This is a genomic window from Pseudomonas sp. S44, from assembly GCF_016624805.1.
GTDB classification, from domain to species: Bacteria; Pseudomonadota; Gammaproteobacteria; order Pseudomonadales; family Pseudomonadaceae; genus Aquipseudomonas; species Aquipseudomonas machongensis.
The window spans coordinates 1-26,590 of record NZ_JACVTY010000048.1 but is presented as its reverse complement, the minus strand read 5'-3'; the positions used below and the strand labels follow the sequence as shown (position 1 = coordinate 26,590).

Annotated in this window: 25 protein-coding genes and 1 pseudogene; 8 read left to right on the top strand and 18 right to left on the bottom strand. The window is 63.6% G+C overall.

Annotation, left to right across the window (positions count from 1 at the left end):
* Positions 1–70: 70 nt before the first annotated feature.
* From IAE40_RS24345 to IAE40_RS24320, 6 genes are all read right to left on the bottom strand, one after another.
* Positions 71–631, bottom strand: a complete 561-nt coding sequence (locus tag IAE40_RS24345) for a DUF4136 domain-containing protein (protein WP_054895201.1) — start codon at positions 629–631, stop codon at positions 71–73.
* 18 nt (positions 632–649) lie between these two features.
* The gene (locus IAE40_RS24340) at positions 650–1,282 is read right to left on the bottom strand and encodes a DUF4136 domain-containing protein (protein ID WP_063546260.1); all 633 of its coding nucleotides are present in this window, start codon (positions 1,280–1,282) and stop codon (positions 650–652) included.
* A 22-nt stretch (positions 1,283–1,304) separates the two neighbouring features.
* Positions 1,305–2,054 (bottom strand): methyltransferase domain-containing protein, encoded by a 750-nt coding sequence (locus IAE40_RS24335; protein ID WP_054895199.1) that lies wholly within the window; start codon positions 2,052–2,054, stop codon positions 1,305–1,307.
* Positions 2,051–2,356: a MazG-like family protein gene (locus tag IAE40_RS24330; protein ID WP_054895198.1), complete on the bottom strand. Its 306-nt coding sequence runs from the start codon at positions 2,354–2,356 to the stop codon at positions 2,051–2,053. Before IAE40_RS24330 ends, IAE40_RS24335 begins: the two co-directional genes overlap by 4 nt.
* Before the next feature lie 110 nt (positions 2,357–2,466).
* Positions 2,467–3,318, bottom strand: coding sequence for a MaoC family dehydratase (locus IAE40_RS24325; protein WP_200604004.1), 852 nt, complete (start codon positions 3,316–3,318; stop codon positions 2,467–2,469).
* Positions 3,319–3,320: 2 nt separating this feature from the next.
* Positions 3,321–4,673 (bottom strand): 3-oxoacyl-ACP reductase, encoded by a 1,353-nt coding sequence (locus IAE40_RS24320; RefSeq protein WP_200604003.1) that lies wholly within the window; start codon positions 4,671–4,673, stop codon positions 3,321–3,323.
* A 162-nt stretch (positions 4,674–4,835) separates the two neighbouring features.
* On the opposite strand from IAE40_RS24320, the gene IAE40_RS24315 reads away from it, so the two are divergent.
* From IAE40_RS24315 to IAE40_RS24305, 3 genes are all read left to right on the top strand, one after another.
* A complete protein-coding gene (locus tag IAE40_RS24315) occupies positions 4,836–6,113 on the top strand; it encodes an acetyl-CoA C-acetyltransferase (RefSeq protein ID WP_200604002.1) in 1,278 nt (425 codons plus the stop codon).
* Between the two features lie 39 nt (positions 6,114–6,152).
* The gene (locus tag IAE40_RS24310) at positions 6,153–6,941 is read left to right on the top strand and encodes an AraC family transcriptional regulator (RefSeq protein ID WP_153774057.1); all 789 of its coding nucleotides are present in this window, start codon (positions 6,153–6,155) and stop codon (positions 6,939–6,941) included.
* 150 nt (positions 6,942–7,091) lie between these two features.
* Complete coding sequence (locus IAE40_RS24305) at positions 7,092–9,227, top strand: autotransporter outer membrane beta-barrel domain-containing protein (protein ID WP_200604001.1); 2,136 nt, start codon at positions 7,092–7,094, stop codon at positions 9,225–9,227.
* Positions 9,228–9,270: 43 nt separating this feature from the next.
* Here IAE40_RS24305 and IAE40_RS26120 read toward each other — a convergent pair whose 3' ends face one another.
* From IAE40_RS26120 to IAE40_RS24285, 5 genes and pseudogenes are all read right to left on the bottom strand, one after another.
* Positions 9,271–9,999: a methyl-accepting chemotaxis protein gene (locus IAE40_RS26120; protein WP_371105613.1), complete on the bottom strand. Its 729-nt coding sequence runs from the start codon at positions 9,997–9,999 to the stop codon at positions 9,271–9,273.
* Positions 10,000–10,128: 129 nt separating this feature from the next.
* Positions 10,129–11,061 (bottom strand): annotated as a pseudogene (locus IAE40_RS26115) (HAMP domain-containing protein); the annotation flags it as partial.
* 346 nt (positions 11,062–11,407) lie between these two features.
* Positions 11,408–11,812 carry a Cu(I)-responsive transcriptional regulator gene (gene cueR, locus IAE40_RS24295; protein WP_054895192.1) on the bottom strand — a complete coding sequence of 135 codons (405 nt, stop codon included), beginning with the start codon at positions 11,810–11,812 and terminating at the stop codon, positions 11,408–11,410.
* Positions 11,809–14,211 (bottom strand): heavy metal translocating P-type ATPase, encoded by a 2,403-nt coding sequence (locus IAE40_RS24290; RefSeq protein ID WP_200604000.1) that lies wholly within the window; start codon positions 14,209–14,211, stop codon positions 11,809–11,811. The genes cueR and IAE40_RS24290 overlap by 4 nt, the downstream gene beginning before the upstream one ends.
* Positions 14,212–14,264: 53 nt before the next feature.
* Positions 14,265–14,651, bottom strand: coding sequence for a hypothetical protein (locus tag IAE40_RS24285; protein WP_054895190.1), 387 nt, complete (start codon positions 14,649–14,651; stop codon positions 14,265–14,267).
* Between the two features lie 147 nt (positions 14,652–14,798).
* Between IAE40_RS24285 and IAE40_RS24280 the strand changes: the two genes are divergently transcribed.
* Both IAE40_RS24280 and IAE40_RS24275 read left to right on the top strand, forming a co-directional pair.
* A complete protein-coding gene (locus IAE40_RS24280; RefSeq protein WP_153774053.1) occupies positions 14,799–14,996 on the top strand; it encodes a heavy-metal-associated domain-containing protein in 198 nt (65 codons plus the stop codon).
* 128 nt (positions 14,997–15,124) lie between these two features.
* The gene (locus IAE40_RS24275; protein ID WP_054895188.1) at positions 15,125–16,306 is read left to right on the top strand and encodes a multidrug effflux MFS transporter; all 1,182 of its coding nucleotides are present in this window, start codon (positions 15,125–15,127) and stop codon (positions 16,304–16,306) included.
* On the opposite strand, the gene IAE40_RS25800 is transcribed toward IAE40_RS24275, so the two are convergent.
* Positions 16,257–16,454: a hypothetical protein gene (locus IAE40_RS25800; protein WP_081255318.1), complete on the bottom strand. Its 198-nt coding sequence runs from the start codon at positions 16,452–16,454 to the stop codon at positions 16,257–16,259. The two genes, IAE40_RS24275 and IAE40_RS25800, sit on opposite strands and share 50 nt — an antisense overlap.
* Positions 16,455–16,964: 510 nt before the next feature.
* On the opposite strand from IAE40_RS25800, the gene IAE40_RS24270 reads away from it, so the two are divergent.
* Positions 16,965–17,678, top strand: coding sequence for an ArsR/SmtB family transcription factor (locus IAE40_RS24270; RefSeq protein ID WP_063546244.1), 714 nt, complete (start codon positions 16,965–16,967; stop codon positions 17,676–17,678).
* Between the two features lie 32 nt (positions 17,679–17,710).
* On the opposite strand, the gene IAE40_RS24265 is transcribed toward IAE40_RS24270, so the two are convergent.
* From IAE40_RS24265 to IAE40_RS24240, 6 genes are all read right to left on the bottom strand, one after another.
* Positions 17,711–18,658, bottom strand: coding sequence for an adenosine deaminase (locus tag IAE40_RS24265; RefSeq protein WP_065861691.1), 948 nt, complete (start codon positions 18,656–18,658; stop codon positions 17,711–17,713).
* 94 nt (positions 18,659–18,752) lie between these two features.
* Positions 18,753–20,108: an 8-oxoguanine deaminase gene (locus IAE40_RS24260; RefSeq protein WP_125931350.1), complete on the bottom strand. Its 1,356-nt coding sequence runs from the start codon at positions 20,106–20,108 to the stop codon at positions 18,753–18,755.
* A 120-nt stretch (positions 20,109–20,228) separates the two neighbouring features.
* Positions 20,229–20,915 (bottom strand): SDR family oxidoreductase, encoded by a 687-nt coding sequence (locus IAE40_RS24255; RefSeq protein WP_153774049.1) that lies wholly within the window; start codon positions 20,913–20,915, stop codon positions 20,229–20,231.
* Positions 20,916–21,280: 365 nt separating this feature from the next.
* On the bottom strand, positions 21,281–21,865 hold the full coding sequence (locus tag IAE40_RS24250; RefSeq protein ID WP_197892375.1) for an IMPACT family protein: 585 nt from the start codon (positions 21,863–21,865) through the stop codon (positions 21,281–21,283).
* 9 nt (positions 21,866–21,874) lie between these two features.
* The gene (locus IAE40_RS24245; protein ID WP_054895183.1) at positions 21,875–22,537 is read right to left on the bottom strand and encodes a TetR/AcrR family transcriptional regulator; all 663 of its coding nucleotides are present in this window, start codon (positions 22,535–22,537) and stop codon (positions 21,875–21,877) included.
* A 72-nt stretch (positions 22,538–22,609) separates the two neighbouring features.
* Positions 22,610–23,527 (bottom strand): LysR family transcriptional regulator, encoded by a 918-nt coding sequence (locus tag IAE40_RS24240; protein ID WP_054895182.1) that lies wholly within the window; start codon positions 23,525–23,527, stop codon positions 22,610–22,612.
* Positions 23,528–23,645: 118 nt separating this feature from the next.
* Between IAE40_RS24240 and IAE40_RS24235 the strand changes: the two genes are divergently transcribed.
* Positions 23,646–24,992 (top strand): aspartate aminotransferase family protein, encoded by a 1,347-nt coding sequence (locus tag IAE40_RS24235; RefSeq protein ID WP_125931351.1) that lies wholly within the window; start codon positions 23,646–23,648, stop codon positions 24,990–24,992.
* A gap of 66 nt (positions 24,993–25,058) precedes the next feature.
* On the top strand, positions 25,059–26,552 hold the full coding sequence (locus IAE40_RS24230) for a CoA-acylating methylmalonate-semialdehyde dehydrogenase (RefSeq protein ID WP_063546230.1): 1,494 nt from the start codon (positions 25,059–25,061) through the stop codon (positions 26,550–26,552).
* Positions 26,553–26,590 lie beyond the last annotated feature (38 nt).

Below are 26,590 nucleotides of genomic sequence, written 5' to 3'. Positions count from 1 at the left end.
ACCGCGCTGCCTGGCACGGGCTACGCCCGTGTTCGCGGGCAAGCCCGCTCCTACAGATAGGCGTTGGGTCTCAACGCGGTGGGTAGTTGCTCATCACCTGGGTCACTGTCTTCTGGATCGCGGCATTGCGCTCCTGCGGGCTTGGCGGGTAGCTGTTCATGATCTGCTCGGCACTGCCGCGCCAGACCAACTTGCCGTCACGGCCATCGAACAGGTCGACCTGGATGGTCGCCACCTTGTAGTCGACGCTACGGGTCTCGTTGTACATCGGCCCACCCCAGTAACCGCCCCAGTAGCCACCCCAAGCCCCGCCATAGTTGGTGGTGACCTGCTGCTGGCGGTCTTCGACGATCAGGTAGGCGCGCACTTTCACATCGGGCCGGGCGCTGCCTTGTGCCGGACGCAGGCCGCGTTGGTCGAGCTGGTCGGCCACGGCCTGGCGGATGCGCTGCTCGGTGAGATCGCTCTTGATCCGCGGATCGTCCGGGCGGTATTGCAGGGCCGGTTCCTGCCAGGCCCAGCTGCGGTAGGCGGCGAAGTCACGGCTGGCATCGAAATCCTGGGTGACGTTGTTGCTGGAGCAGGCGGCGACCAGCAGCGCGAAGGACAGCAGAACGAGGCGGCGCAACATGATGATTCTCCTGACGCGTTAACTGGGAGGGTAGCCACTGAGGGCCTTGCGCACCGACTCGCGCAAGGCATTTTCACGGTCGCGCGGCGAACCTTTTTCGCTGCCGCTTTCGGCGCTGGCACTCCACACTGGCTGGCCGTTGCGAGCATCGAACAGGTCGATGCGCACCACCATCACCTCGACTTCGTAGGTGCGCACGATCGGTACACTGCCGTAGGCACCATAGCCGTTGCGGTAGCCGCCATAGCCGATGCCGCCGTAGGGAGCGGGGCCGTAGTAGGGATCGTAGTCGTAATCGCGGACCTGGCGCAGGCGACGTTCCAGACGCAGGTTCGCGCTGACCAGCAGATCGCCGCTGGCGCCGCGTGCCGGGCGCAGGCCATGCTGGTCGAGCGCACCGCTGATGGCATCGGCCAGTTGCGCAGGATCGGCATTGGCACTGCCGCTGGGTAACTGGCCGTTGCGCCAGCTCCAGCTGCGATAGCGCCCATAGTCGCGTGGCGCGGCCGGGTAGGCGCTGGCATCGAAGGTGGTCGCAGCCTGGGGCGGCGCCGGTGGCAGTGGCCGGGAACTGGCGACATAGGGATTGCTGCTCTGGCACGCCGCCAGGGCGAAGGGAAGCAAGGCCAGGCACAACAGACGGTACGGCATGTATTCCTCCCGGCAGGCGAGATCAGCGTGGGCGACAGGTCCAGTGCAGGTAACGGCCGAGCCCGGCGAAGCTCGGATGACGGCGGTGGGCCAATTCCATTTCCAGCAGGTCGAGCAGCTCGGCCTTGTCCTGGAATTCCTTGGGCATGTAGTCGTGGAAAACCCTGACCCCACTCTCGCTTTCGACCTGCCACATGGGTTCAAGTTGCGCGCGCAGTTCTCGCGGATCAAGAGGTTTTTGCGGGGTGAGACTCTGTTTTTCGCCGGCCAGGCGGTCGCTGCGCAGCTTGCGGAAGTGACCCTTGAGCAAGTTGCGGTAGACCAGCGCATCGCGGTTGTAGAACGCCAGCGACAGCCAGCCGCCCGGTGTGGTCAGCTGGTGCAGCACCGGCAGGATGCTGTGTGGTTCGGCCAGCCATTCGAGCACGGCGTGGCACAGCACTACATCGAAGGGCTCGGTGAGCTGACCGAGCAGGTCCTGCCAGGGCGCCTGGATGAAGGTGGCGGGTTGGTTGGCCTCGGCGAAGCGCGCGCGGGCGCCGTCGAGCATCGGCGCGGCGGGCTCGGCCAGGGTCACCTGGTGCCCCCGCTGTGCCAGCCACAGCGCCATGTGGCCCAGGCCCGCGCCGATGTCGAGGATGCGCAGGGGGCGGTCGGGCAGGCTTTCGGCGAGGTCCGCCTGCAGCACCGCCAGGCGGATCGCGCCTTTGGCACCGCCGTAGATCTTCTCGGCGAAGCGGCTGGCCAGCTCATCGAAATGACGGTCGTTCATCGGGCGAAGCGCCTCTCGCTGTCGGCGAGCTTGGCCCGCACCACGGTTTCCATGTCCAGCCCCAGCTCGCTGCACAGCAGCAACAGATAGAGCACCACGTCGCCGACTTCCTGGCCGGCGTGGGCGAGCTGCTCGGGAGCGAGCTGGCGTGACTGGTCTTCACTCAGCCACTGGAAGATTTCCACCAGCTCGGCCATCTCGACGCTGGCGGCCATGGCCAGGTTCTTCGGGCTGTGGAAGCCGCGCCAGTCGTTGTTGTCGCGGATCCGGTGCAGGCGGTCGGTCAGTTCTTGCAGATTCATCGAGGGCTCTCCTTCTGGCGCATAGCTTCGGGTGCGCCAGGGAGCAAATCAAGTGAATTGGCGGCCATTGTTGAAGCCGAGGGAGCGGCCCTGGCGCGTGCTTGATTTGGTTACAGGGCGCTCCATTTGCCGGTCATGTGCAGCAGGCCCCCGTGCCCGGTCAGATTCAGTTGCCCTTGCGGCCCAGCGGCAGTCGCGCCGAGTATCACCTCCGAGGGCAGGCGCACCGGCTTGTGGAAGTCCACCGCGAACCCATAGCCCGCCACCGGCAGGTGCCCGCGCAGTGCCGCCAGCGCCATGGCCTTGTTCCACATGCCGTGGGCGATGGCCTTGGGGAAGCCGAACAGCCGGGCACTCGCCGCGCTCAGGTGGATGGGGTTGTAGTCGCCGCACACCTTGGCGTAGCGGCGGCCGATATCGCTGTCGGCATACCAGCGCGTCACTTCCGGCGTTTCGATGGCTGGCTCATCGTTGGCCCCGTGCGTTTCGCCTTCGAGCTTCAGCCCCCGCACCAGCATGCGGCTGGTTTCGCGCCAGAGCAGACCCAGCCCGTCCTGGGCCTCGGTGACCAGGTCGAAGGTGCCACCCTTGGGATGTGCCTGCAGGTTGTCGGCATGCACGGCAAAACGCAGGCCTTCGATGGCGCCCAACGGGCGCAGCACCTGGATCTCGTTGTGCAGGTGCACCAGCCCGAGCAGGGGGAAGGGGAAGTCGCTGGCGGTCAGCAGTTGCAACTGCAGGTTGAACGCGATCACGTGCGGATAGGTGGGCGGCAGGCGACCATCGTCGCTGAAGTGGCACAGGCGACGATAAGCCGCAAGGTTTGTCGGGTCGACCCGCAGGAAACAACGCAGGCCACCAGTGGGCAGGCGGTCGCCACTGATCTTGCGCTTGCCGAGCGCTCGCAGGTAAAGCCGGGTGCGGGTATCGGGGGTGTGCAGGTCCTGCCATGTCCGGTTCATGTTCATGCCCCCATCAGTGCTTGCCCGCAGACGCGCAGGTACTGGCCGCTGACCGCACCAGTGCCGGGCTGGGCGAGCCAGGCGACAGCCTCGGCGACGTCTTGTGGGCGTCCGCCCTGGCCCAGCGAACTCAGGCGACGGCCAGCCTCGCGCAGTCCCATGGGCATGGCGGCGGTCATGTGGGTTTCGATGAAGCCGGGTGCCACTGCGTTGATGCTGATGCCGTGCGCGCCGAGTTTAGGCGCCCATGCCTGGGCGAAACCGATCAGGCCGGCCTTGCTCGCGGCGTAGTTGGCCTGGCCCCGGTTACCGGCGATGCCACTGACCGATGCGAGCAACACGATGCGCGCGTTGTCGTGCAACTGGCCGGCGTCGAGCAGGGCCTGGGTCAGCACCTGGGGAGCCTTGAGGTTCACTGCCATGACCGCGTCCCAGTATTCCGGGGTCATGTTGGCGAGGGTCTTGTCACGGGTAATGCCGGCGTTGTGCACCACGATGTCGATGCCCTGAGGTAACCCTTCGAGCAATTTGGCCGAGGCATCGCTGGCGCAAATGTCCAGGGCCAGGGCGTGGCCGCCGATACGTGCGGCGAGGGCGTCGAGGTCCTTCTGCGCGGGCGGCACGTCCAGCAGGATCACCTCGGCGCCGTCGCGGGCGAGGGTTTCGGCGATGGATGCACCAATGCCGCGGGCAGCCCCGGTGACCAATGCGCGTTTGCCTGCCAGCGGTCGCGTCCAGTCCTGCACCTGGCTTGCACAGGCTTCAAGACGTAGCACCTGGCCGGAAATGAACGCGCTCTTGGGTGAAAGGAAGAACCGCAGCGCGCCTTCGAGCTGATCCTCTGCGCCGGACGCGACGTACAGCAGTTGCGCCGTTGCGCCGTTGCGCAGCTCCTTGGCCAGCGAGCGGCTGAAGCCTTCGAGGGCGCGCTGGGCGACGCTGGCCTGGGGGACTTCGACCTGTTCAGGGGGGCGCCCGAGGATCACCACGTGGGCACAGGGTGCCAGGCTGCGCAGCAGCGGCTGGAAGAATTCGCGCAACTGCCGAAGCTCGTCGCTGTCGGACAGATGACTGGCATCGAACACCACTGCCTTGAGTTTCGGGCCGAGCCCGGGGACCCAGGCGGGAGCCTCGAGGTCCTCGCCGGCAAAGCTGTAGCACTCGTCGGTGAGTGCCGGGGCGATGGCTTCGACCTTGCGTACCAGCGGCCCGCCGCCCAGCACCAGCGCGCCTTCGATCGGGCGCAGGCGTCCGGCCTGCCAGCGCTCCAGCGGCGCCGGGCGCGGCAGGCCGAGGGCATCGACCAGTCGGCGGCCGAGGTTGGAGTTGGCAAAGCCGAGATAGCGGTCACTCATGGTGCGGGTCTCCCTGAAGGCAAGCATGCAAGTGTGGACCATGTTTGTGGCAAGGTCGTTCGAATGCGGCAAAAACGCCTAGGCTGTAGCCAAGCTAGCCGAAGTGACAGGCCTTGAGCCCGTCATCCAATCGGATCAAATTGTTTCAGGAGGAATCAGCGCATGCATTCACCTCGACGGGTCGCGATCCTGGGGGGCAACCGTATCCCCTTCGCCCGCTCCAATGGCGCCTACGCCACTGCCAGTAACCAAGCGATGCTCACTGCCACCCTGGAAGGCCTGGTGGAGCGTTATCGCCTGCATGGCCAGCGACTGGGCGAGGTGGTGGCGGGGGCGGTGCTCAAGCATTCGCGGGACATGAACCTGACCCGCGAGTGTGTGCTCGGTTCACGCCTGTCGCCGCACACCCCTGGCTACGATATCCAGCAAGCCTGTGGCACGGGCCTTGAGGCAGCGCTGCTGGTGGCCAACAAGATCGCTCTAGGGCAGATCGACAGTGGCATTGCCGGCGGCGTGGATACCACCTCGGACGCGCCGATCGCCATCAATGAAGGGCTGCGCCGAGTCTTGCTGCAGGCGAACCGGGGCAAGCAGTTGAGCGAGCGCCTGAAGCCCTTCCTGAAGGTGCGTCCGAGCTTCCTGAAACCTGAGTTTCCACGCAACGGCGAGCCACGCACTGGGCTGTCGATGGGCGAGCACTGCGAGCGCATGGCGCAGACCTGGCAGATCGGCCGTGCCGAACAGGACGAACTGGCACTGCTCAGTCATCGCCATCTGGCTGCGTCCTACACCGAAGGCTGGCACGACGACCTGCTCACGCCCTACCTCGGCCTGACCCGCGACAATAACCTGCGCCCGGACCTCACCCCTGAGCAGTTGGCCAAGCTCAGACCGGTGTTCGACAAGGGCGCTCAAGGCACCCTGACCGCCGGCAACTCCACGCCGCTGACCGATGGCGCCTCGCTGGTGTTGCTGGGCAGCGAGGCCTGGGCCGAGGCGCGCGGGTTACCCGTACTCGCCTATCTGGTCGATGGCGAGACCGCGGCGGTGGACTTCGTCAAAGGCCAGGAGGGGCTGCTGATGGCGCCGGTTCATGCCGTGCCGCGGCTGCTGGCGCGCAATGGCCTGAGCCTGCAGGACTTCGATTACTACGAAATCCACGAGGCCTTCGCGGCCCAGGTGCTCTGTACACTCAAGGCCTGGGAGGACGAGCGCTACTGTCGCGACACCCTGGGGCTGGAGGGCGCGCTAGGCTCGATCGATCGCAGCAAACTCAACGTCAAGGGCAGCTCGCTTGCGGCAGGGCATCCGTTTGCCGCTACCGGCGGGCGCATTCTGGCCAACATGGCCAAACTGCTGGCCACGGCGGGCAAGGGGCGTGGGCTGATCTCGATCTGCGCGGCGAGCGGGCAGGGGGTGACTGCGATCGTCGAGCGTTGAGGTGTTAACCTTGTCGGACCCACGACAATAAACAGTGCCATGCAGACCCTCGGACAGATTTCCGCCCCCCGCGCCATCCCCGACCTCGAGCAACTGCCCAGGCCACTTTACGCCCGTGCCGAAAGCCTCGGCGCGGGTTCCTGGACCACGCGTCACCGACATGATTGGGTGCAGTTTTCCTATGCGATCAGCGGTGTGCTGGGGGTCTACACCAGCGATGGCAGCTACTTCGCGCCACCGCAGTGGGGGGTGTGGATCCCGGCCGGTCTCGAACACGAAGTGGTGACCTCGATGCAGGCCGAGATGCGCAGCCTGTATGTGCGTCGCGATGCCTGTACCTGGGCTGCCGACGAATGCCGGGTACTCGAAGTGACTCCGCTGGCTCGGGAGCTGATCAAGCAGTTCTGCCAGATGCCAGCGTCGTATCCCGAAGGCGACAGCGCCGAGGCGCGCCTGGTAGCCGTCTTGCTCGACCAGTTGCAGGCGTTGCCGCAGGTGGGATTTTCGCTGCCGCTGCCGCGTCATGCCGGGTTGCTTGCGCTGTGCAATCAGTTGATCGCCGCGCCCGACCAGGCGCAGACCCTGCAGCAATGGGCACTGCAGTTGGGCTGCTCGGAGAAGACCCTGATGCGCCTGTTCCAGCGCGAAACGGGGCTGAGCTTCCGTAACTGGCGCCAGCGCATGCGGCTGTTGTCATCGCTGGCGTTGCTGGAGGCGGGGGAGAGCGTGACCGATGCAGCACTAGGCTGCGGGTATGACTCGACATCGGCCTATATCGCGGCGTTCAAGCAACTGTTCGGTGCGACGCCTGGGGAGCTTCGTTTCTAGCGACGACCGACCCAGTCTTATCCGACGTTATTTCGAACGGTCAATGCGAACAACTCGCTTCTCACGATCCATACGGAACTGTCTGACCGATCTTCTTTTTGCTCCAACGTAACGTCCGCCTCTCGAGCCAATATCCTGAGAGGCATTTCCATGACTGGATCACTGATTTTACTGCGGCGCCATCCGCTGGCGGTAACCCTGACGTTCACTTTGGGCGCAAGTCTGGCTGCCAATGCCGCGGACTTGGGGCCTGGCGAGTTTGCGCTGGTCTCCCCTGGAGACCCTGTCGAGGATTGGCACCTGGGCAGCGGAGCGCGTCTTGACGTGCGCCCGGGCGCCGAGACCGGGCGTATCACTGGATTCGACGGCGGTCAGGTCAACGTCGAGGGAGCCAAGGTGAGTTCGACCGACAGGGCTGCGATCAGCATCGTGGATGGTGCGGTCAACCTGACCAATGCCACGGTAGTCAGCACAGGCTCCATCGGTATGGCCCTTGGAACGCTGGGCGATGGCACTTTGACGTCTACGGCAATCTTGAGCGGCAGCAGTGTGCGCGGTGCCACCACTGGGGTGGAGTTGGACTCGGCTGATCTGCACGCGCGCAGTTCGCGCATCCACGGTGACAGAGCAGGTGTTGTACTCAAGGGCGGAACACTTGCGTTGCATGAAGGGACCGTGGTGTCGGGGGGCGTCGGCCTGGAAGTCGGTACACCGGAGTTCTGGCAAAAGGATCTGTCCAATCAGGTCGTTGTTCAAGCCAGTCTGATCGAGGGTCTGCAGGGTAGTGCGGTAGTGGTTCGTGACGCACAGGTGGACATCCGGGTGGCCGAGGGAGGCCAACTCAAAGGCGCTAACGGCGTGCTGCTTGAGGTCATCGAGGGGGGCGAGGCCTCGCTTCACGTGAGCAACAGTCGCCTGGAAGGCGACATCCGCGTCGAGCAGGGTGCCAGTGCTGATATCACCCTGGACAATGCGGCGCAGTTACGAGGCCAGCTACATAATGTCCAGCAGTTGCAGATTGGCGCGCAGTCCAGGTGGGAGACGGTAGCGGACGCTCAGGTCGGGACTCTCGACTTGCGCCAGGGTTCGGTGGTCGTGCAGTCAGGCAGTAGCCTGCGAGCCGACACCTTGCAAGGAGAAGGTACGTTCTGGCTCGACTATAGCCGCTTGCAGATAGACAGTCATGCGAGCGGCAGCTTTGCCTTGCACCTGGCAAGTTCTGGCCATGAGCCACAAGGGCCGGTGGTCGGAATCGGCAGTGGTGATGCGACGTTCGATCTGGCATCCGGCCCGGTCGATGCAGGGGCCTTTGCTCACGAGTTGGTCCGCGAAGGTGACCAGTGGAGTTTGCGGCCACAGGTCGACATGCGGGGCAAGGCGAGACTGAGCAATGCCGGTGAGACGGCGATGGCGTTCGACAGTTCGCTTGAAGCCGCGTCGCAGGTCGAGTCCCGATGGGTTGTCGGACGCCTCGAAAAACTGCGGACCAATGGTGGTTCAGCCGGGTTGTGGATGCATACCGGCACGACCGGCTTTGATGTCGACAGTGCAGTCGGCACCCGCTATACCCAGCGCGTTGGTGGCTTTGCCCTGGGCGCTGATACTTTGCTCGATGATACTTGGCGGGTCGGTGCGGCAGTGGGGCTCAGTCATTCGGCGATTGGCCTGCAGCGCGGCTCATCTGCAACACTGAACAGCTACTTCTCCGCGTTGTATGCCGGTTGGGGCGACAACTCCGGTTACTACGCCGATGCTGCGCTCAAGCTCAACCTGTTCGATGGCACCCTCGATGCCCGGGCTCACGATGGACGCAAGGTGTCCGGCAATCGCCGTCAGGGGGGGTATGGGCTCACGCTGGAGACTGGTCGTCGCTTGAGCCTTGATCAAGGTTGGTATGTGCAGCCTTTTGTACAACTGAGTGCCGCGATCGTGCAGGGGCAGCGCAGCAGCTTGAGTAATGGGCTTGAGGTCGAGTCATCCAACCAACACCTGAATATGGGGACGCTCGGTATCAAGGGGGGGCGCGCCATCGTCTTGAACAATGGTCTGGAACTGTCGACCCATGGCCGCATCGCGGTGATGGACAACCTGGGCGGCACGCGCAGGGTCAGCCTCAACGGTCATGAACTCGACAACAGGTTCAGCAGCGGGCGCACCGAGATGGCATTGGGCGTATCGTCCGAGGTGCTGTCAGGCTGGACAATCAGCACGGAGGTTGAGGCTGCCCGCGGGCGCAATGTTGATCAGCGTTATGGGATCAACCTCGGCCTGAGCCACTCGTTCTGAGTGAGGCGCGCCACACCGAGGGTTGCGGTGTGGCGCGTGAACTTCAGGTCCTGAACCGCCGCACCAACGCATCCAGCTCGTTGGACAACCCTTCCAGGCTCTGGGAGTCCTGCCGCGCCGCTTGTGCAAGCTCGGCCACCAACTGCGCATCGCCGTGAATCTGGCTGATATGCCGATTGATGTCCTCGGCCACCTGGTGCTGCTCTTCGGCGGCGGTGGCGATCTGGGTGTTCATGTCACGGATGATGTCTACCGACTCGCGGATCTGCCCGAAGCTGTCGCGCGCCAGGCCGATGCGGTTGACCGACTGCTGCGACACCTCAAGGCTGGCATGCATCTGCTCGGCCACCTCGGCGGTACGGTTGGCGAGGTTGCCCAGCAGCCCGTCGATCTCGGCGGTGGAGTCGGCGGTGCGCTTGGCCAGGGCGCGGACTTCGTCGGCTACCACGGCAAAGCCACGGCCCTGCTCTCCGGCGCGGGCCGCTTCTATGGCGGCGTTGAGGGCCAGCAGGTTGGTCTGCTCGGCGATCGAGCGGATGGTGCCGAGGATCGACTGGATCGCGTTGCTGTCGCGCTCCAGTTGCTGGATCGACTGCGCCGATTGCTCGATCTCCTGGCTCAGGCGGTCGACGCTCTGCACGGCCGCATCTATCTGCTGTTGCCCTTCGCGTGCCTGTTGCTGACCGCTGTCGGCCGACTGCGCGGCCTGACTGCAGGAGCGCGCCACTTCGTTGGCGGTGGCGACCATTTCATGGAAAGCAGTGGACACCATGTCCACCGCCTCGCGCTGACGGCCGGCGGCTTCGGCCATGTCGCCGGACACCCGGGTGGAGCTGGCCGAGGTGCTGAGGATCTTGCCGGCGGCGCCGCCGATATGCTGGATCAGGCTGCGGATCGCCCCCAGGAACTGGTTGAACCAGTTGGCCAGTTGCGCGGTTTCGTCGCTGCCTCGCACTTCGAGATTACGGGTCAGGTCGCCTTCGCCCTGGGCGATGTCTTCCAGGCCGCTGGTGACGCTGTTGATCGGCCGTACGATGAGCTTGGCGAAGGCAGCGCCAGCCACGGCGAAGACTGCCGCCAGCACCAGTGCGAGGGTGCCGATCAGCCAGGTCAGGCGGGTGGTGGTCTGCATCACCTCGTCCTGGCGGATGAGGCCGATGAAAGTCCAGCCCAGGCGCTCGTCGGGGTAGATGTTGGCCATGTAGCGCTCGCCGTCGAGTGTCACTTCGGCCAGGCCCTTGCCGGCCTTGGCCAGCTCGGCGTAGCCGCCGCCGAAGCTTTCCAGCTGCTTGAAGTTGTGGCTGGCGTCACGTGGGTCGACCATGACGTTGCCGTTGTTCTCCATCAGGATGAGGTAGCCGCTGTCACCCAGCTTGATCTGCTTGACGATCTCGGTCAGCCCCTTGAGCGAGACGTCGATGTTGACCACGCCGCCCGGGCTACCGAGCTGGTTGGCCACGGTGCGCACGGTGCTGACCAGCACGGCGTCGTCGCCGGCCCAGTAGTAGGGCGCGGTGCGCAGGGTCTTGCCGGGGCTGGCCATGGCAGCCTGGAACCAGGGTCGGGTGCGTGGGTCGTAGCTGGCCATCTTCGGATCGCCCGGCCAGAACGCATAGCCGCCGTCTTTCACGCCGTAGGACACGTACGCGTAGTCGGGGTGGCTCTGGGCCAGGCGGGTGAACTGGTCGTACAGCGCCTTGTCCTGCTCGCCCAGGGGAATCTGCGCGGCGTCGGCGGCAATGTACTTCTTGAGGTTGTCGGCGCTGGCGGTGACCAAGGGCTGGCTGGCGAGGTACTCGACGTTCTGCGCAATGCCCTGGAAGAAGATGTTCATCGCGTTGCCGACCTGGCGGATCTCCCGGCTGCTGCCATCCAGGAAGTCGTCCTGCGCTTCTTCACGCAGGTTCAGCACCACTACGGTGGCGACCAGAACGATAGGCAGGCCGGCAATGACGGCGAAGGCCCAGGTCAATTTTTGCTTGATGTTCATCCACGCTCCCGGATTTTTTCTTGTCGACGCATGAAACTGGTATACAGGGCATCGGCAGGGCGCAGGAATTTCTGAGTGAAACTCCCGTATTTATTGGATGAAACTTGATATTGAGGTCGGTTCGGCCAGGTATGGCTAATATGGCATACCAAAATGCTGCTGCGGGCCGCCGAGCAGCCCCCGGCAGCGCTCAGTGGCAGCATTCACCTTCGTTCGCCAGGTCCCTGAGAATCGGGCAGTCGGGCCGATCATCGCCCTGGCAGTGTGCGACCAGCTCGCTCAAGGTGTCGCGCAGGCTCACCATCTCTTCGATCCGCCGGTTCAGTTCGTCGATATGCTGTGTCGCCAGCGCCTTGACGTCGGCGCTGGCGCGCTGGCGGTCCTGCCAGAGCGTCAGCAGCCGGGACACTTCTTCCAGGGAAAATCCCAGGTCGCGCGAGCGCTTGATGAACGCCAGGCTGTGCAGGTCTTCCTGCTGGTACAGCCGATAGCCGCTGTCGCTGCGCAGCGCCGGCTTGAGCAATCCGATGGACTCGTAGTAGCGGATCATCTTGGCGCTGAGCCCGCTGCGCCGGGCGGCTTGGCCGATGTTCATGGCGTCTCCTTCGAAGCGATGCCGGTGGGCTTCCAGGTCTTGAGCCACAGGGCGTTGCTCACCACGCTGACGCTGGAGAGCGCCATGGCCGCGCCAGCCAGAACCGGGTTGAGGAAGCCAAAGGCGGCAAGCGGGATACCGATCAGGTTGTAGATGAACGCCCAGAACAGATTCTGACGGATCTTGGCGTAGGTCTTGTTGCTGATTTCCAGGGCCGCAGGTACCAGGCGAGGGTCGCCGCGCATCAGGGTGATGCCGGCGGCCTGCATTGCTACGTCCGTGCCGCCTCCCATGGCGATGCCGATGTCGGCGGCGGCCAGGGCCGGGGCATCGTTGATGCCGTCGCCGACCATGGCCACCACGGCGTTCTCCTTGAGTGCGTTGACGGTGGCCGCTTTGTCGGCTGGCAAGACTTCGGCGTGCACATCGTCGATGCCCAGCGCCTCGGCGACCACCTTGGCGCTGCCGCGGTTGTCGCCGGTCAACAGGTGACTGCTGATGCCCTGTGCGTGCAGTGCCGCGATCGCTTGCTCGGCGCCGGGCTTGAGGCTGTCACCAAAAGCGAACAACCCGAGCACGCGGGCATGCGGTGTGCGCTCGATCAACCACGACAAAGTGCGACCTTCGGCTTCCCAGGCCTGGGCCTTATCGAGCAGGGCGCCGGGCTCGAGGCCGCTTTCGTCGAACAGGCGCCGGTTGCCCAGGGCCAATACCCGGCCTTCGACCGTACCGGCGATACCACGCCCGGTGAGCGACTGGCTATCGCTCACCAGGGGAATCTGCAGAGCGTGCTCGGCGCCGGCATCCAGCACGGCCTTGGCCAGCGGATGCTCGCTGCCGCGTTGCAGGGCTCCGGCCAGGCGCAGCAGGTCGTGTGCATCGCCGACGGCGGCTTCGCTGTGGACGATGCGGGGGCTGCCGGAGGTCAGGGTGCCGGTCTTGTCGAAGACCACGCGATTGACCGCATGGGCTCGCTCCAATGCTTCGGCGTCCTTGATCAGGATGCCATGGCTGGCTGCCACACCCGTGCCGGCCATGATCGCCGCTGGTGTGGCCAGGCCCAGAGCGCAAGGGCAGGCGATCACCAGCACGGCCACGGCGTTGATCAGTGCGCTTTCCAGCGGTGCGCCGGCCAGCCACCAGCCGACCAGGGTGATCAAAGCCAGCACCAGCACTGCCGGGACGAACACTTGGCTGACCCGGTCGACCAGCTTCTGGATCGGTGCCTTGGCGGCCTGGGCGTCTTCGACCAGGCGAATGATCCGCGCAAGTACGGTTTCGGTGCCCAGGGCCAGGGTGCGCACCAGCAGGCGTCCTTCACCGTTGATCGCACCGCCGGTGACCTTGTCGCCGGGCTGTTTGGGCACTGGCAGGCTTTCGCCGCTGATCAGCGCTTCGTCGGCGTGACTGCTGCCTTCGATCACCTCGCCGTCGACCGGGAAGCGCTCGCCGGGCTTGACCAGCACCAGGTCGTCCAGGCGCAACTGGCTGATCGCTACGTCTTCCTCGCGGCCTTCGACCACGCGCAATGCGCGTTCGGGGCGCAGGGCTTCCAGGGCGCGAATGGCACTGGCGGTCTGGCGCTTGGCACGGCTTTCCAGGTATTTGCCCAGCAACACCAGGGCGATTACCACGGCCGAGGCTTCGAAGTAGAGGTGAGGCTCCATGCCCACATGGGCCTGGGACCATTCGTACAGGCTCAGGCCATAGCCAGCGCTGGTGCCGAGCGCTACCAGCAGGTCCATGTTGCCTGCGCCGGCACGCACGGCTTTCCATGCGGCCTTGTAGAAGCGTGCGCCGAGGATGAACTGCACCGGTGTCGCCAGTACGAACTGAGCCCAGGCCGGCAGCATCCAATGCAAGCCGAACGGCTGCACCAGCATTGGCAGTACCAGGGGCAAGGCCAGCAGCAGGGCGGCGATCACCGCGAGGCGTTCGTTGCGCAGGCGTCGCTGCGCGTCATGGCGATCGTCCTGGGCGGTACGTGGCAGGCTGGCGCTGTAGCCGGCCTTTTCCACGGCGCTGATCAAGGCGTTGTCGCTGACGCCCTCGAGTACCCTGAGGTGGGCGCGTTCGCTGGCCAGGTTCACGCTGACCTGCTCGACGCCGGACACCTTGCCCAGGGCGCGCTCGACGCGGCCGACACAGCTGGCGCAGGTCATGCCGCCCACCTGAAGTTCAAGGGTGCGGCTCGGCACGCTGTAGCCGGCCTTGCGCACGGCCTCGAGCAGGTCCGGCAGGCTTTCGGCCGGAGCCTGGACCCTGGCCTGTTCGGTGGCAAGGTTGACGCTGACCTGTTCGGCGCCGTTGACCTTACGCAGCGCGCGCTCGACGCGGCCGACGCAACTGGCGCAGGTCATGCCGCTGATCGGCAGGTCGAAGGTGGTTGATGCGGACATGGGCTTTCCTCCGTGATCGAGCCTGCAGCATCAAGCTTGCCATGTTGGTAAGGTCAATACCCCAGGCCGGCTCGCTTCAATTCCAGTCCATTCTGGCCCACGGCGATCCGGTATTTGTTGATCTGGCCCGCCTGCAGGTTGAGGCGGGTGCTGCGCTGGTCTTCGACGCCGGGTGCACAACCGGGCACCTGCCCGGGCAGCAGGCGCAGGCGCACGTCCACCGGTCCAGGCGGCAGGTTGAACGAGGTCGATTGTTCCTGGAACACACGGCCGGAAAGCTGGTCGTTGAGATACACACCGATTTCGCAACTGGTGGCCACTTCCAGGCGCTCCCGGGAAATGATCAGCACGCTGTAGTCCGAATTGCCCTCGGCGCTGACCGGTGGCACGACGGCCACGGCACTCAGCAGCCCGACGAGGCCCAATGCTGCCCTGATCATGAAACTTCTCCTGATTGGCGAGTCGTCAAAAGCGCAGCTTGGCCGAGCCGCTCGCGGATTTCCAGCCCGGCCGTTTTGTGGAGAACTTGACCTTGCCATGATGGCAAGCTTGAAACTCTCCGCAAAACCCAGATGGAGGTAGTTCCAATGCAAGTCTTCAATGTGCAGGGCATGAGCTGCGGTCATTGCGTCAAGGCAGTGACCCGTGCGGTTCAGGAGCAGGATGCGACGGCGCAGGTGGAAGTCGACCTGGGCGCCAAACAGGTGCGGGTGCAGAGCCAGCTCGGGGCGCAGCAGATCCTGGAGGCGATCCGTGAAGAGGGTTACCAGGCTGAGCCGGCCTGACGACGATGAACGGTGGTACCTGCTGCGGGTATCACCGTTTTCGCGCGTAACTGTTACAAAGCTTTTCATACCAGGCCGACCCCAGTGCAGTTAGACTAGTCCGTTGCTTAGCCTGCTATGGATTCCCGATGAACCTGCGCATTTTGTTGATCCTCGGCGCTCTCTCGGCCTTCGCGCCATTGGCGATCGACTTCTATCTCCCCGCGTTCCCTGCCATGGCCCAGGCCTTCGGCACCGATGAACAGCACGTCCAGACGACCCTGGCTGCCTATTTCCTTGGTTTGTCGCTTGGCCAACTGGCCTATGGTCCGATCGCCGACCGTTTCGGCCGACGCAAGCCACTGTTGTTCGGTATCAGCCTTTTCACCCTGGCGTCGCTCGCCTGCGCCTACGCCCCGGACCTCGACACTCTTGTGGTGGCGCGGTTCATCCAGGCATTGGGTGGGTGTGCGGGCATGGTGTTGTCGCGTGCCATCGTCGTCGACAAATGTGACGCGGTGGGGGCAGCCAAAGCGTTCTCGCAACTGATGCTGGTGATGGGGCTCGCGCCGATTCTCGCGCCAATGCTCGGTGGCGTGCTGATCAATGTGTCTGGCTGGCAGTCGATCTTCCTGGTGCTCAGCCTGTTCAGCGCCGCCTGCCTGCTGGCCGTGAGCCTGGGGCTGCCGGAAAGCCTGCCAGCCCATGTGCCCCGCCAGCCGCTGTCGGGTGCCTTGCGTCAGTACCTGCGGCTGCTGGGCGATCGGGTGTTCCTGGGGCATGCGCTGACGGGCGGCATCGCCATCGCCGGCATGTTCGCCTATATCGCCGGATCCCCGTTCGTGTTCATCAAGCTCTATGGTGTGCCGGCCGAACATTACGGCTGGCTGTTTGGCACCAATGCTGCCGGTTTCATCCTCTGCGCCCAGGTCAACGCCCGACTGCTGGCCAAGCGCGGCCCCGCCTTCCTGCTGGCCCGAGCGGTATGGCTCTACCTGGCTGCCGGGTTGGTACTGCTGGGGGTGGCGCTGCTGCGTCCGACGCAGTTGTGGCCATTGCTGGTGCCGCTGTTCGTGTGCATCGCCAGCTTGGGTTGCATCATTCCCAACGCCTCGGCCTGTGCCATGAACGGGCAAGGGGCCAGGGCCGGCAGCGCATCGGCATTGATGGGCAGCCTGCAGTTCAGCGTCGCCGCAGGGGCGGCAGCGCTGGTGGGGGTTCTGCATGATGGCAGCGCAGTGCCGATGGCCTTGGTGATCAGCTTGTGCGGTGTGCTGGTAGTCAATGTCGCGATGCTGACTCGACGCCTCCAGTCCAGGCAGGCTGCATGAGGGGGTGAGGGGCCTTCAGGCGTGTCTCCAGAACGGCGACGAATGCCCGGGCCTCCGCCTCGCTGCGAAAACTCACCACATGTTGATCGAGCTGTACCTGCCAGGGGCAGTTGGGGTGGCGGTTCGATGTACTGACGACAATCTTCATCGCGGCATCCTCCAGTCGGGGTGAGAGCGAAATCAGTGTAGCGCCGTCCCTATTGCCCGCCACATGCCGGGGTGACGTCCTGACTGACGGTCACCCGAGGGACGAAAGGCTGATTCAACCAAGATGCGAACCTTCGCTTTTTCTTGCCCTACTTGTGGAACTCGACTGTCGGCATTGTTCCTCTATTGTGGCCTTTATCTGGCAAGGAATCTGGCCAGGTCCGGGATGTTAGAGGGGATGCTGATAGCGCTTGTCATTTACCGGCTTTTTTCGATTTCGCGAAGGGTGCTACTACCCTCGGTCTTGTGTCGCGAAACGTTGGCCAAACCCAGCTAGTACAGGGCTTTCAGCGGCTTATACTTGCCCCCAGGAGCGGTTTCCCCACCAGGCGGTGCTTCCCACACTGCCTGACAGGCTGCAACCCACACTATCTGCTGCAACCTCTGGCCATTCCCACTGCCATGATGGCCATTGGATAAAAAACGGACCTTGCAATGGAGTTGATAGAGTATGAAAGCAGTCAGCAGTATCAGTCAGATCGCCGGTCTGATGGCCGAGCCCAAGCGCAGTGCCATGCTCTGGGCCCTGATCGATGGATCTTCTCGGCACGCTGACGAGTTGGCACTCATGATTGGCGTTACGCCGTCATCGGCCTGCGCGCACTTGTCCTTGTTGTCGGCTGCCGGCCTGCTGCGCCTCGAGGCACGTGGGCGCAAGCGCTATTTTCGACTGGCCACCCCCGAGGTGATCGCCGCGGTCGAGGCACTGGCCAGCGTGCAGCTTGGCGGTCGTGGCGAATGCCAGGGATCGGTCAGGCCGTTGCAGGTGCCGCTGTCGTTGCGCAGGGCGCGACGTTGTGGCGATCACCTGGGTGGCGAAATTGCGGTAGACCTGTATCGGCGCATGGTGTCCGCTGGTTGGTTGGAGGGCAATGACCTGCACCCTACCGTGAGCCTGGAAGGGCGTGTGCAACTGGCCGCGATTGGCGTCTACATCGATGCGCTGGCGCCGCGCCAGCGCGGTGCCTGTGTGGTCTGCCACAGCAGCGAGTGGAGTGACAACGGCCCCCACCTGGGTGGTGGTGTCGGGCAAGCGATGCTCAGGTTGTTCATGCAGTCTGGCTGGATACGCGAGCAGGAGGGGTCACGCGTGATGCAGATTTCTTCCCTGGGTATTCAAGAGATCAACCGTATCGCGAGGGTGCCGGCATTGCAGGTGGGCTGAAGTGCCCCTGTAATGCCGGCTGTGCTCGTCACTCAAACCAGACGTGCATCCAGGCTGTTCTGCGCCAGGCGCTTTGCCTGCTCTTGAGACATGCCCAGATGCTGGTACAAGGCGTGGAAGTTTTCCGTGACATATCCGCCGAAGTAGGCCGGATCGTCGGAGTTCACCGTAACCTTGACCCCACGCTCGAGCATGTCGAGGATGTTGTGCTGGCTCATATGATCGAACACGCAAAGCTTGGTGTTCGACAGCGGGCAGACGGTCAGCGGAATCTGCTCGTCGATGATGCGTTGCATCAGCCGCTCATCTTCGATAGCTCGCACGCCGTGGTCAATGCGCTTGATTTTCAGCAGGTCGAGGGCTTCCCAGATGTACTCGGGCGGCCCTTCCTCGCCGGCGTGGGCAACGGCGACCAGGCCTTCGTTGCGGGCTCGGTCGAAGACGCGCTGGAACTTGCTTGGTGGATGGCCTTTCTCGGAGCTGTCCAGGCCCACGGCAATGAAGGCATCGCGGAATGGCAGGGCCTGGTCGAGGGTCTTCTCGGCCTCCGCCTCGCTGAGGTGACGCAGGAAGCTCAGGATCAGGCCGCTGCTGATACCCAACTGCTCGCGACCATCCTTGAGCGCCTGGTTGATTCCGCCGAGCACCACCTCGAAGGGGATACCCCTGTCGGTATGGGTCTGTGGGTCGAAGAAGGGTTCGGTGTGAATGACGTTCTGCGCCTTGCAGCGTTGCAGGTAGGCCCAGGTCAGGTCGTAGAAGTCCTGCTCGGTGCGCAGTACATCAGCGCCCTGGTAGTAGAGGTCGAGAAACTCCTGCAGGTTGTTGAACGCGTAGGCGCTGCGCAGCGTCTCCACGTCGGCCCAGGGCAGGGCGACCTTGTTGCGTTCGGCCAGGGCGAACAGCAGTTCCGGCTCCAGCGAACCTTCCAGGTGCATATGCAGTTCGGCCTTGGGCAAGGCATTGAGCCAGTCATACATAGGGTGTGATCTCGAATCAGGTACGGTTGGCCGACATTCTACAGGGCTATGCGCTATTCGGTAGGGCGGGGCTGACCGACAGCCCCGCTGTGCTTCAACCGGCGATCAGTGCGGCTGCCGCCTGACGATGGTCGGCGATCAGGCCCTGGACATCGAGTCCCTCGATCTGGCCATCGATCACGCGCCAGTGACCGCCGACCATGACTCGGTCAGCCCGGTCCGCCGCGCACAGCAGCAGCGCCGACAGCGGATCGTGGCTTCCGGAGAAACGCAGTTCGTCGAGCTTGAACAACGCCAGATCCGCCTGCTTGCCCACCGCCAGCTCCCCAATGTCGCTACGGCCCAGCAGTTGCGCCGAGCCACGGGTTGCCCAGCCCAGCGCGCGCTCGGGCGTGATCTGCTCGGCGCCGTAGCGCAGGCGTTGCAGGTAGAGGGCCTGGCGCGCTTCGAGGATCATGTTCGAGGCATCGTTGGACGCCGAGCCGTCTACACCCAGGCCGACTGCGGCCCCGGCAGCTTCGAGCTCGATGGTCGGGCAGATTCCCGAGGCCAGGCGCATGTTCGAGCTCGGGCAATGGCAGATGCCGGTACCGGCAGCGCCCAGGCGCGTGATTTCGTCGGGGTTGAAATGGATACCATGTGCCAGCCAGGTGCGTGGGCCGAGCCAGCCGACACTGTCCAGATAGTCCACGGTGCGCAGGCCGAAGCGCTGCAGGCAGAAGTCTTCCTCATCGAGTGTTTCGGCCAGGTGGGTATGCAGGCGCACGTCCAGCTCTTCGGCCAGGCTGGCGCTGGCGCGCATGATCTCTGGCGTGACCGAGAAGGGTGAGCAGGGCGCCAAGGCTATCTGGATGCGCGCGCCTTCGCCACGCTCATGATAACTGTGGATAAGTCGCTGACTGTCGGCCAGGATCACTTCGCCTTGTTGCACTGTCTGCTGCGGGGGCAAGCCGCCGTCCGCTTCACCCAGGCTCATCGAGCCGCGGGTCAGCATGGCGCGCATGCCGAGCTTGCGTACGACCTCTACCTGTACGTCGATGGCGTGGTCCAGACCTTCCGGGAACAGGTAATGGTGATCGGCGGCGGTGGTGCAACCCGACAGCAGCAGTTCGGCCAGTGCAACCTCGCTGGCGAGCGCCAGTTTGGCCGGCGTCAGCCGTGCCCACACCGGGTAGAGGGTCTTGAGCCAGGGAAACAGTGGTTGGTTGACCACAGGAGCCCATGCGCGGGTAAGGGTCTGGTAGAAGTGGTGGTGAGTGTTGATCAGGCCAGGCAGCACAACGTGCTCACGGGCATCGAACACTTGGTCACAGGCGGTGTTGGGTTGTTCGCCGAGGGCGAGCAGTTGGCTGATGCGGCCGTTTTCAATGACCAGGCCACCGCGGGCATCGGTGCCGTTGGCAGTGAAGATGGCAAGGGGTGATTTCAACCAGATACGGGTCGCAGGCATGGTGCCGGCTCCTCTGAAAGTGGGTTCAGGGTTAGCCAGCTCAGTGTTGCCCTGTCTGCTGATCCAGGTCCGCCGCGAGGCGAGGCATCGAGTCTACTGCCTCGCCACGTGGCTTTCAATTCACCAGGTCAGGGCGTCACCCTTGTAGTTGATAAAGCGCAGGCCGCCCTGGCCGCTTTGCTCGTTGATCCGGTCGAGCATGCCGCGTGTGCTGGTGAACACGTCGATTTCCGCGTTCTCGCCGCCCATGTCGGTCTTCACCCAGCCTGGGTGCATGGCCAGCACGCTCAGGTCGGACCGCTGCAACTCAATCACGAAGCTGTTGATCATCGAGTTGAGTGCGGCCTTGCTGGCCTTGTACAGGCAGATCTCGTTGCCATCCGGGCTGGTCACGCTACCCAGGCCCGAGCTCATGAACGCCAGCACCCCGGTGTTTTCGCGGATCTGCCCGACCAGGCGACGCGCCACACGGATGGGCGCAACGGCATTGGTCATGAACAGGTCGCCGATCTGCGTGTCTTGCACGGTTTCCAGGTCTTGTGGCAACGGTCCCATGACTCCGGCATTGACGAAGACCAGGTCGAAAATCTCGCCTTGCACACGCTGCTTGAGGTCGTCGAGCAAGGCGGTATCGTTCATTTCCAGGGATTCGATGCGCACACCTGCGACATCTTTCAGGGCACCCGGCTTGCTTGCATCGCGCACGGTGGCTGTCACGTTCCAGCCGTCTTCACGCAGACGTTGTACCAAGCCCAGTCCCAATCCGCGGGAGGCGCCGATGATGAGGGCGTTTTTGCTTGTGGACATGTGGATGCTCCGAGGTCGCTTGAAGAAGGGTATCGAGGATACTCCAGGCGGGGGCGACTCGCCTGCGTTGCGTTTGTACAAAAAATGATCAGACGCTCCGCGCCGTGTGCTGGTGGGCGCCCTGCCTGTTGGCGCACGGGTTATCCACAGGCTGTTCCACAGTTATTGTGTGCAAGCGTGTGGGCAGCGGGAAAGCTCGTGAAAACCGGGCGATGGGGATAACTCTCCGGGTTTCAGTAGTTTGCGGGTGTCATCAAACAGTGATCAAAATATGCTCAATCGGCTGAAAGCCATACGTGGCAAGGCTTGCCAAAGAATGCCCCAAGCTTATCCACAGGCAGGCCCACAGTAGTTGTGGGCACCTTTCAGCGAGGTTCGAGACGAATCCGGCCACGGCTGAGGTCGGCCAATTGCTGCTGGAAGGTCTGTACGTGCTCTTCGCCCAGCGCCAGGAGTAGATCGACGCCGTTTGCCGTGAACTGTTCGTCCAGCACCAGCCCGTCGGCCTCGGCCAGGCGCAGCTTGAGCAAGGCCAGTTCGCTGAACGTGCAACTGCAGGTGAATTCGCTGCGCTGTACCAGCAGCCGTTTCGGCGCCTGTTGCAAGCACTTGTTGGCACCCCCGCCATAGGCACGGGCCAGGCCTCCGGTGCCGAGCTGGATACCGCCATACCAGCGGATGACCAGCACCACCACCTGATCGCAGTCCTGGGCTTCGATCGCCGCAAGAATTGGACGTCCGGCGGTGCCGCCCGGCTCGCCATCATCGCTGCTGCGGTATTGCGCGCCTATTTTCCAGGCCCAGCAATTGTGGGTGGCGGCCAGGTCGCTGTGACGTTCGATGAAGCTCATCGCCTCGGCGGCACTGCTGACAGGGCCGGCGAGGGTGATGAAACGGCTCTTGCGGATGTCTTCGCGGAACTCGCAGAGCTCAAGCAGGGTAGAGGGCATAGGTCCGGGTCAGGCGGGCGGGGTGATGCCGCAGCCTTTGAGAATGATGTGGATAAGGTTGTTGCTGGCGTCTTCCATGTCCTGCTTGGTCAGGCGGCTGCGGCCGGTGACCTGGCAAATCTGGGTGGCGAAGTCGGCGTAGTGCTGGGTGCTCCCCCAGAGCAGGAAGATCAGGTGCACAGGGTCTACCCGGTCCATCTTGCCGGCCTCGATCCAGGCCTGGAACACTGCGGCTCGGCCGCGGAACCACTCGCGGTAGTCGGCGCTGAAGTATTCGCTCAGGCACTGGCCGCCGCTGATCACCTCCATGGCGAAGATCCGCGATGCCTGCGGGTTGCGCCGGGAGAACTCCATCTTGGTGCGAATGTACTGGCTCAACGCCACGGCTGGGTCGTCCTCGACGCTCAAGGCGTTGAAGGTGCTGTCCCACAATTCGATGATGTTGCTGAGCACGGCAATATAAAGGCCGAGCTTGTTGGTGAAGTAGTAGTGCAGGTTGGCTTTGGGCAGGTTAGCCTTCAGCGCGATGGTGTTCATGCTGGTGCCCTTGAAGCCATGGCGGGCAAATTCGTCCTCGGCGGCCTGGATGATGGCCTGTTCGTTCTTTTGGCGAATGCGGCCGGCGGGCTTGCCCGAGGCGGAGAGGCGATGCGCAGGGACTTCAAAGGTCATGGACGTTTCCGTACGGGGTCTGTGGGCAACGGATGTCGGACAGATTACCTGCCTGTGCCGAAGTGACAAGCATTAGCGCGTTGCCGCGAGGCTTTCGAGAAAACTTTCCAGCACCAGATTCGGACGCCGTCCCTTGCGCGTCACCCAGCTCAGGCTCAGGTCATAGAAGCGTTGCGTCGGTTTCAGTGCCCGCAGGCGGCCCTGTTGGACCCAGAACATGGCGTAATGATCGGGCAGGTAGCCGATGTAGCGCCCGGTGAGGATGAGAAAGGCCATGCCCTCGCGGTCCGAGGCGCTGGCGGTGCAGTTCAGTGCCTGGTAGTGCGCCTGGATATCGGCTGGCAAGCGGAAGGTCGGGGCGATGGCTTCCTGGCTGTTGAGGCGCTGATCGTCGATTTTCTGGTCCTCGGCATAGAACAGGGGGTGGCCGACTGCGCAGTAGAGCAATGAACGTTCGCTGTACAGGGGCTGGTATTCCAGGCCCGAGAGCGGGCTGGTCTGCGGCACGACGCCGACATGCAGGCTGCCGTCCAGCACCCCTTGTTCGACCTGGCTCGGGGCGATCATGCGAATCTGAATGCGCACATCCGGCCCACGATCCTTGAGCTCAGCCAGCGCGTGGGTGATGCGCATGTGAGGCAAGGTAACCAGATTGTCGGTCAGGCCGATATTGAGTTCGCCACGCAGGTGCTGGTGCAGTCCGTTGACCTCGGTGCGAAAGCTCTCAAGGGCGCTGAGCAGTTGCAGCGCCGAGTGGTAGACCTCGCGGCCTTCTTCGGTGAGCGAAAAGCCTGCCCGGCCACGCTGGCACAAGCGCAAGCCCAGGCGCTGTTCCAGGTCGTTCATCTGCTGGCTGATGGCAGAGCGCCCGATACCCAGTACGTTTTCCGCCGCCGAAAAGCCGCCGCACTCGACGACACTGCGGTAAATCTTCAGCAGACGAATATCGAAATCGCTGACTTGCGCGAGAGGATCTGGGCGACGACTCATAAGTTTAGTCCGCTGCTAACTGAAGATTAGAAATGTTGGCTTTTTCAGACTTTATCCCCGTGACAATTTAGCTGCAACAACACCCATCGTTGCCTAGTCGTCTTCCGAGGAACCGCCGATGAACATGCCCGAAACCGCCCCGTCCGGCCTGGCCAGCCAGCTCAAGCTGGATGCTCACTGGATGCCCTACACCGCCAACCGCAACTTCCAGCGTGATCCACGCCTGATCGTGGCCGCCGAAGGCAATCACCTGGTTGACGACAAGGGGCGCAAGATCTTCGACGCACTGTCGGGCCTGTGGACCTGCGGCGCCGGGCATACCCGCAAGGAAATCACCGACGCGGTGACGCGCCAGCTGAGCACACTGGATTATTCGCCGGCCTTCCAGTTCGGCCATCCGCTGTCGTTCCAGCTGGCCGAGAAGATCGCCGAGCTGACGCCTGGCGACCTCAACCATGTCTTCTATACCAACTCCGGCTCCGAGTGCGCCGACACCGCGCTGAAGATGGTGCGTGCCTACTGGCGCCTGAAAGGCCAGGCAACCAAGACCAAGATCATCGGTCGTGCCCGTGGTTACCACGGCGTGAACATCGCTGGCACCAGCCTGGGTGGGGTCAATGGCAACCGCAAGATGTTCGGCCAACTGCTGGATGTCGACCATCTGCCTCACACCGTACTTCCGGTGAACGCTTTCTCCCGCGGCATGCCGGAAGAGGGCGGTATCGCCCTGGCCGAAGAGATGCTCAAGCTGATCGAATTGCATGACGCTTCGAACATCGCCGCTGTGATCGTCGAGCCGCTGGCCGGCTCCGCTGGCGTGCTGCCTCCGCCGAAGGGTTATCTGAAGCGTCTGCGTGAAATCTGCACCCAGCACAACATCCTGCTGATCTTCGACGAAGTGATCACCGGCTTCGGTCGTATGGGTGCGATGACCGGCTCCGAAGCCTTCGGCGTCACTCCGGATCTGATGTGCATCGCCAAGCAGGTGACCAACGGCGCCATCCCGATGGGGGCCGTGATCGCCAGCAGCGAGATCTACCAGACCTTCATGAACCAACCGACGCCGGAGTACGCCGTGGAATTCCCCCATGGCTACACCTATTCGGCTCACCCTGTGGCCTGTGCTGCCGGTATCGCTGCGCTGGACCTGCTGCAGAAGGAAAACCTGGTGCAATCCGCCGCCGAACTGGCGCCGCACTTCGAGAACCTGCTGCACGGCGTCAAGGGCACCAAGAATGTCGTCGATATCCGTAACTACGGCCTGGCTGGCGCGATCCAGATCGCAGCGCGCGATGGCGATGCGATCGTGCGTCCATACGAGGCGGCCATGAAACTGTGGAAGGCCGGCTTCTATGTTCGCTTCGGGGGTGACACCCTGCAGTTCGGCCCAACCTTCAATACCAAGCCGCAGGAACTGGATCGCCTGTTCGACGCGGTAGGCGAAGCCCTGAACCAGATCGACTGATCTTTCCGACGCTGACGACAGGCGCCTGACCGCGCCTGTTCCAACCTTCTTTATCTGGAGTTCTGCATGAGCATCGTTCAGCACCTGATCAATGGTGAGCTGGTTTCCAAGGGCGGTCGTACCGCCGATGTCTTCAACCCGTCGACCGGCCAAGCTACGCGCAAGGTCGAACTCGCCAGCCGCGCCACCATCCAGGAAGCCATCGACTCGGCCAAGGCTGCATTCCCGGCCTGGCGCAACACGCCACCGGCCAAGCGCGCGCAGGTGATGTTCCGCTTCAAGCAATTGCTGGAGCAGAACGAGGCGCGCATTTCGCAGATGATCAGCGAAGAGCACGGCAAGACCCTCGAGGATGCCGCCGGCGAGTTGAAGCGCGGTATCGAGAACGTAGAGTTCGCCTGTGCTGCGCCCGAGATTCTCAAGGGTGAATACAGCCGCAACGTCGGCCCGAACATCGACGCCTGGTCGGACTTCCAGCCGCTGGGCGTAGTGGCCGGCATCACCCCGTTCAACTTCCCGGCGATGGTTCCGCTGTGGATGTACCCACTGGCGATCGTCTGTGGCAACGCCTTCATCCTCAAGCCGTCGGAGCGTGACCCGAGCTCGACCCTGTTCATTGCCCAACTGTTGCTGGAGGCCGGCCTGCCCAAGGGCATCCTCAACGTGGTGCACGGTGACAAGGAAGCTGTAGACGCGCTGATCGAAGCACCGGAAGTCAAGGCCCTGAGCTTCGTGGGTTCGACGCCGATCGCCGAATACATCTATGCCGAAGGCACCAAGCGCGGCAAGCGCGTGCAGGCGTTGGGCGGTGCGAAGAACCACGCAGTGCTGATGCCCGATGCCGAGCTGGACAATGCGGTGAGCGCCCTGATGGGCGCGGCCTATGGTTCGTGCGGCGAGCGCTGCATGGCGATCTCGGTGGCGGTGTGCGTAGGTGACCAGGTTGCCGATGCGTTGATCGCCAAGCTGGAGCCACAGATCAAGGCGCTGAAGATTGGTGCCGGCACTTCTTGCGGGCTGGACATGGGGCCGTTGGTCACTGCTGCTGCACGCGACAAAGTCGTAGGCTATATCGACGATGGCGTGGCTGCGGGTGCCAAGCTGGTGGTGGATGGCCGTGGCTTCCGCGTTGCGGGCAATGAAGACGGTTACTTCGTTGGGGGGACGCTGTTCGACAACGTCACTCCGGAGATGCGCATCTATAAAGAGGAGATCTTCGGGCCGGTGCTGTGTGTGGTTCGGGTGCAGAGCCTGGAAGAGGCGATGCAGCTGATCAACGATCACGAATACGGCAACGGCACTTGCATCTTCACCCGTGACGGTGAAGCGGCGCGTTTGTTCTGCGACGAGATCGAAGTGGGCATGGTGGGTGTGAACGTGCCGCTGCCAGTGCCGGTGAGCTATCACAGCTTTGGCGGCTGGAAGCGTTCGCTGTTTGGTGACCTGCACGCCTATGGGCCGGATGGGGTGCGCTTCTATACCCGTCGCAAGGCGATTACCCAGCGTTGGCCGCAGCGCAAGAGCCATGAAGCGTCGCAGTTTGCGTTCCCGAGCTTGTAAGGTTGTGGTGATGTGAGAAGCGGGGAGGCCGACAGGCC

Coding starts and splice junctions, on each gene's coding strand:
- IAE40_RS24270 (WP_063546244.1), top strand. CDS start 16,965: ATGAAAGCAGTCAGCAGTATCAGTCAGATCGCCGGTCTGATGGCCGAG.
- IAE40_RS24255 (WP_153774049.1), bottom strand. CDS start 20,915: ATGTCCACAAGCAAAAACGCCCTCATCATCGGCGCCTCCCGCGGATTG.
- IAE40_RS24335 (WP_054895199.1), bottom strand. CDS start 2,054: ATGAACGACCGTCATTTCGATGAGCTGGCCAGCCGCTTCGCCGAGAAG.
- IAE40_RS24340 (WP_063546260.1), bottom strand. CDS start 1,282: ATGCCGTACCGTCTGTTGTGCCTGGCCTTGCTTCCCTTCGCCCTGGCG.
- IAE40_RS24235 (WP_125931351.1), top strand. CDS start 23,646: ATGAACATGCCCGAAACCGCCCCGTCCGGCCTGGCCAGCCAGCTCAAG.
- IAE40_RS25800 (WP_081255318.1), bottom strand. CDS start 16,454: ATGAAGATTGTCGTCAGTACATCGAACCGCCACCCCAACTGCCCCTGG.
- IAE40_RS24285 (WP_054895190.1), bottom strand. CDS start 14,651: ATGATCAGGGCAGCATTGGGCCTCGTCGGGCTGCTGAGTGCCGTGGCC.
- IAE40_RS24265 (WP_065861691.1), bottom strand. CDS start 18,658: ATGTATGACTGGCTCAATGCCTTGCCCAAGGCCGAACTGCATATGCAC.
- IAE40_RS24305 (WP_200604001.1), top strand. CDS start 7,092: ATGACTGGATCACTGATTTTACTGCGGCGCCATCCGCTGGCGGTAACC.
- IAE40_RS24240 (WP_054895182.1), bottom strand. CDS start 23,527: ATGAGTCGTCGCCCAGATCCTCTCGCGCAAGTCAGCGATTTCGATATT.
- IAE40_RS24230 (WP_063546230.1), top strand. CDS start 25,059: ATGAGCATCGTTCAGCACCTGATCAATGGTGAGCTGGTTTCCAAGGGC.
- IAE40_RS24245 (WP_054895183.1), bottom strand. CDS start 22,537: ATGACCTTTGAAGTCCCTGCGCATCGCCTCTCCGCCTCGGGCAAGCCC.
- IAE40_RS26120 (WP_371105613.1), bottom strand. CDS start 9,999: ATGGTGTCCACTGCTTTCCATGAAATGGTCGCCACCGCCAACGAAGTG.
- IAE40_RS24345 (WP_054895201.1), bottom strand. CDS start 631: ATGTTGCGCCGCCTCGTTCTGCTGTCCTTCGCGCTGCTGGTCGCCGCC.
- IAE40_RS24330 (WP_054895198.1), bottom strand. CDS start 2,356: ATGAATCTGCAAGAACTGACCGACCGCCTGCACCGGATCCGCGACAAC.
- IAE40_RS24280 (WP_153774053.1), top strand. CDS start 14,799: ATGCAAGTCTTCAATGTGCAGGGCATGAGCTGCGGTCATTGCGTCAAG.
- cueR (WP_054895192.1), bottom strand. CDS start 11,812: ATGAACATCGGCCAAGCCGCCCGGCGCAGCGGGCTCAGCGCCAAGATG.
- IAE40_RS24320 (WP_200604003.1), bottom strand. CDS start 4,673: ATGAGTGACCGCTATCTCGGCTTTGCCAACTCCAACCTCGGCCGCCGA.
- IAE40_RS24290 (WP_200604000.1), bottom strand. CDS start 14,211: ATGTCCGCATCAACCACCTTCGACCTGCCGATCAGCGGCATGACCTGC.
- IAE40_RS24275 (WP_054895188.1), top strand. CDS start 15,125: ATGAACCTGCGCATTTTGTTGATCCTCGGCGCTCTCTCGGCCTTCGCG.
- IAE40_RS24310 (WP_153774057.1), top strand. CDS start 6,153: ATGCAGACCCTCGGACAGATTTCCGCCCCCCGCGCCATCCCCGACCTC.
- IAE40_RS24250 (WP_197892375.1), bottom strand. CDS start 21,865: ATGCCCTCTACCCTGCTTGAGCTCTGCGAGTTCCGCGAAGACATCCGC.
- IAE40_RS24325 (WP_200604004.1), bottom strand. CDS start 3,318: ATGAACCGGACATGGCAGGACCTGCACACCCCCGATACCCGCACCCGG.
- IAE40_RS24315 (WP_200604002.1), top strand. CDS start 4,836: ATGCATTCACCTCGACGGGTCGCGATCCTGGGGGGCAACCGTATCCCC.
- IAE40_RS24260 (WP_125931350.1), bottom strand. CDS start 20,108: ATGCCTGCGACCCGTATCTGGTTGAAATCACCCCTTGCCATCTTCACT.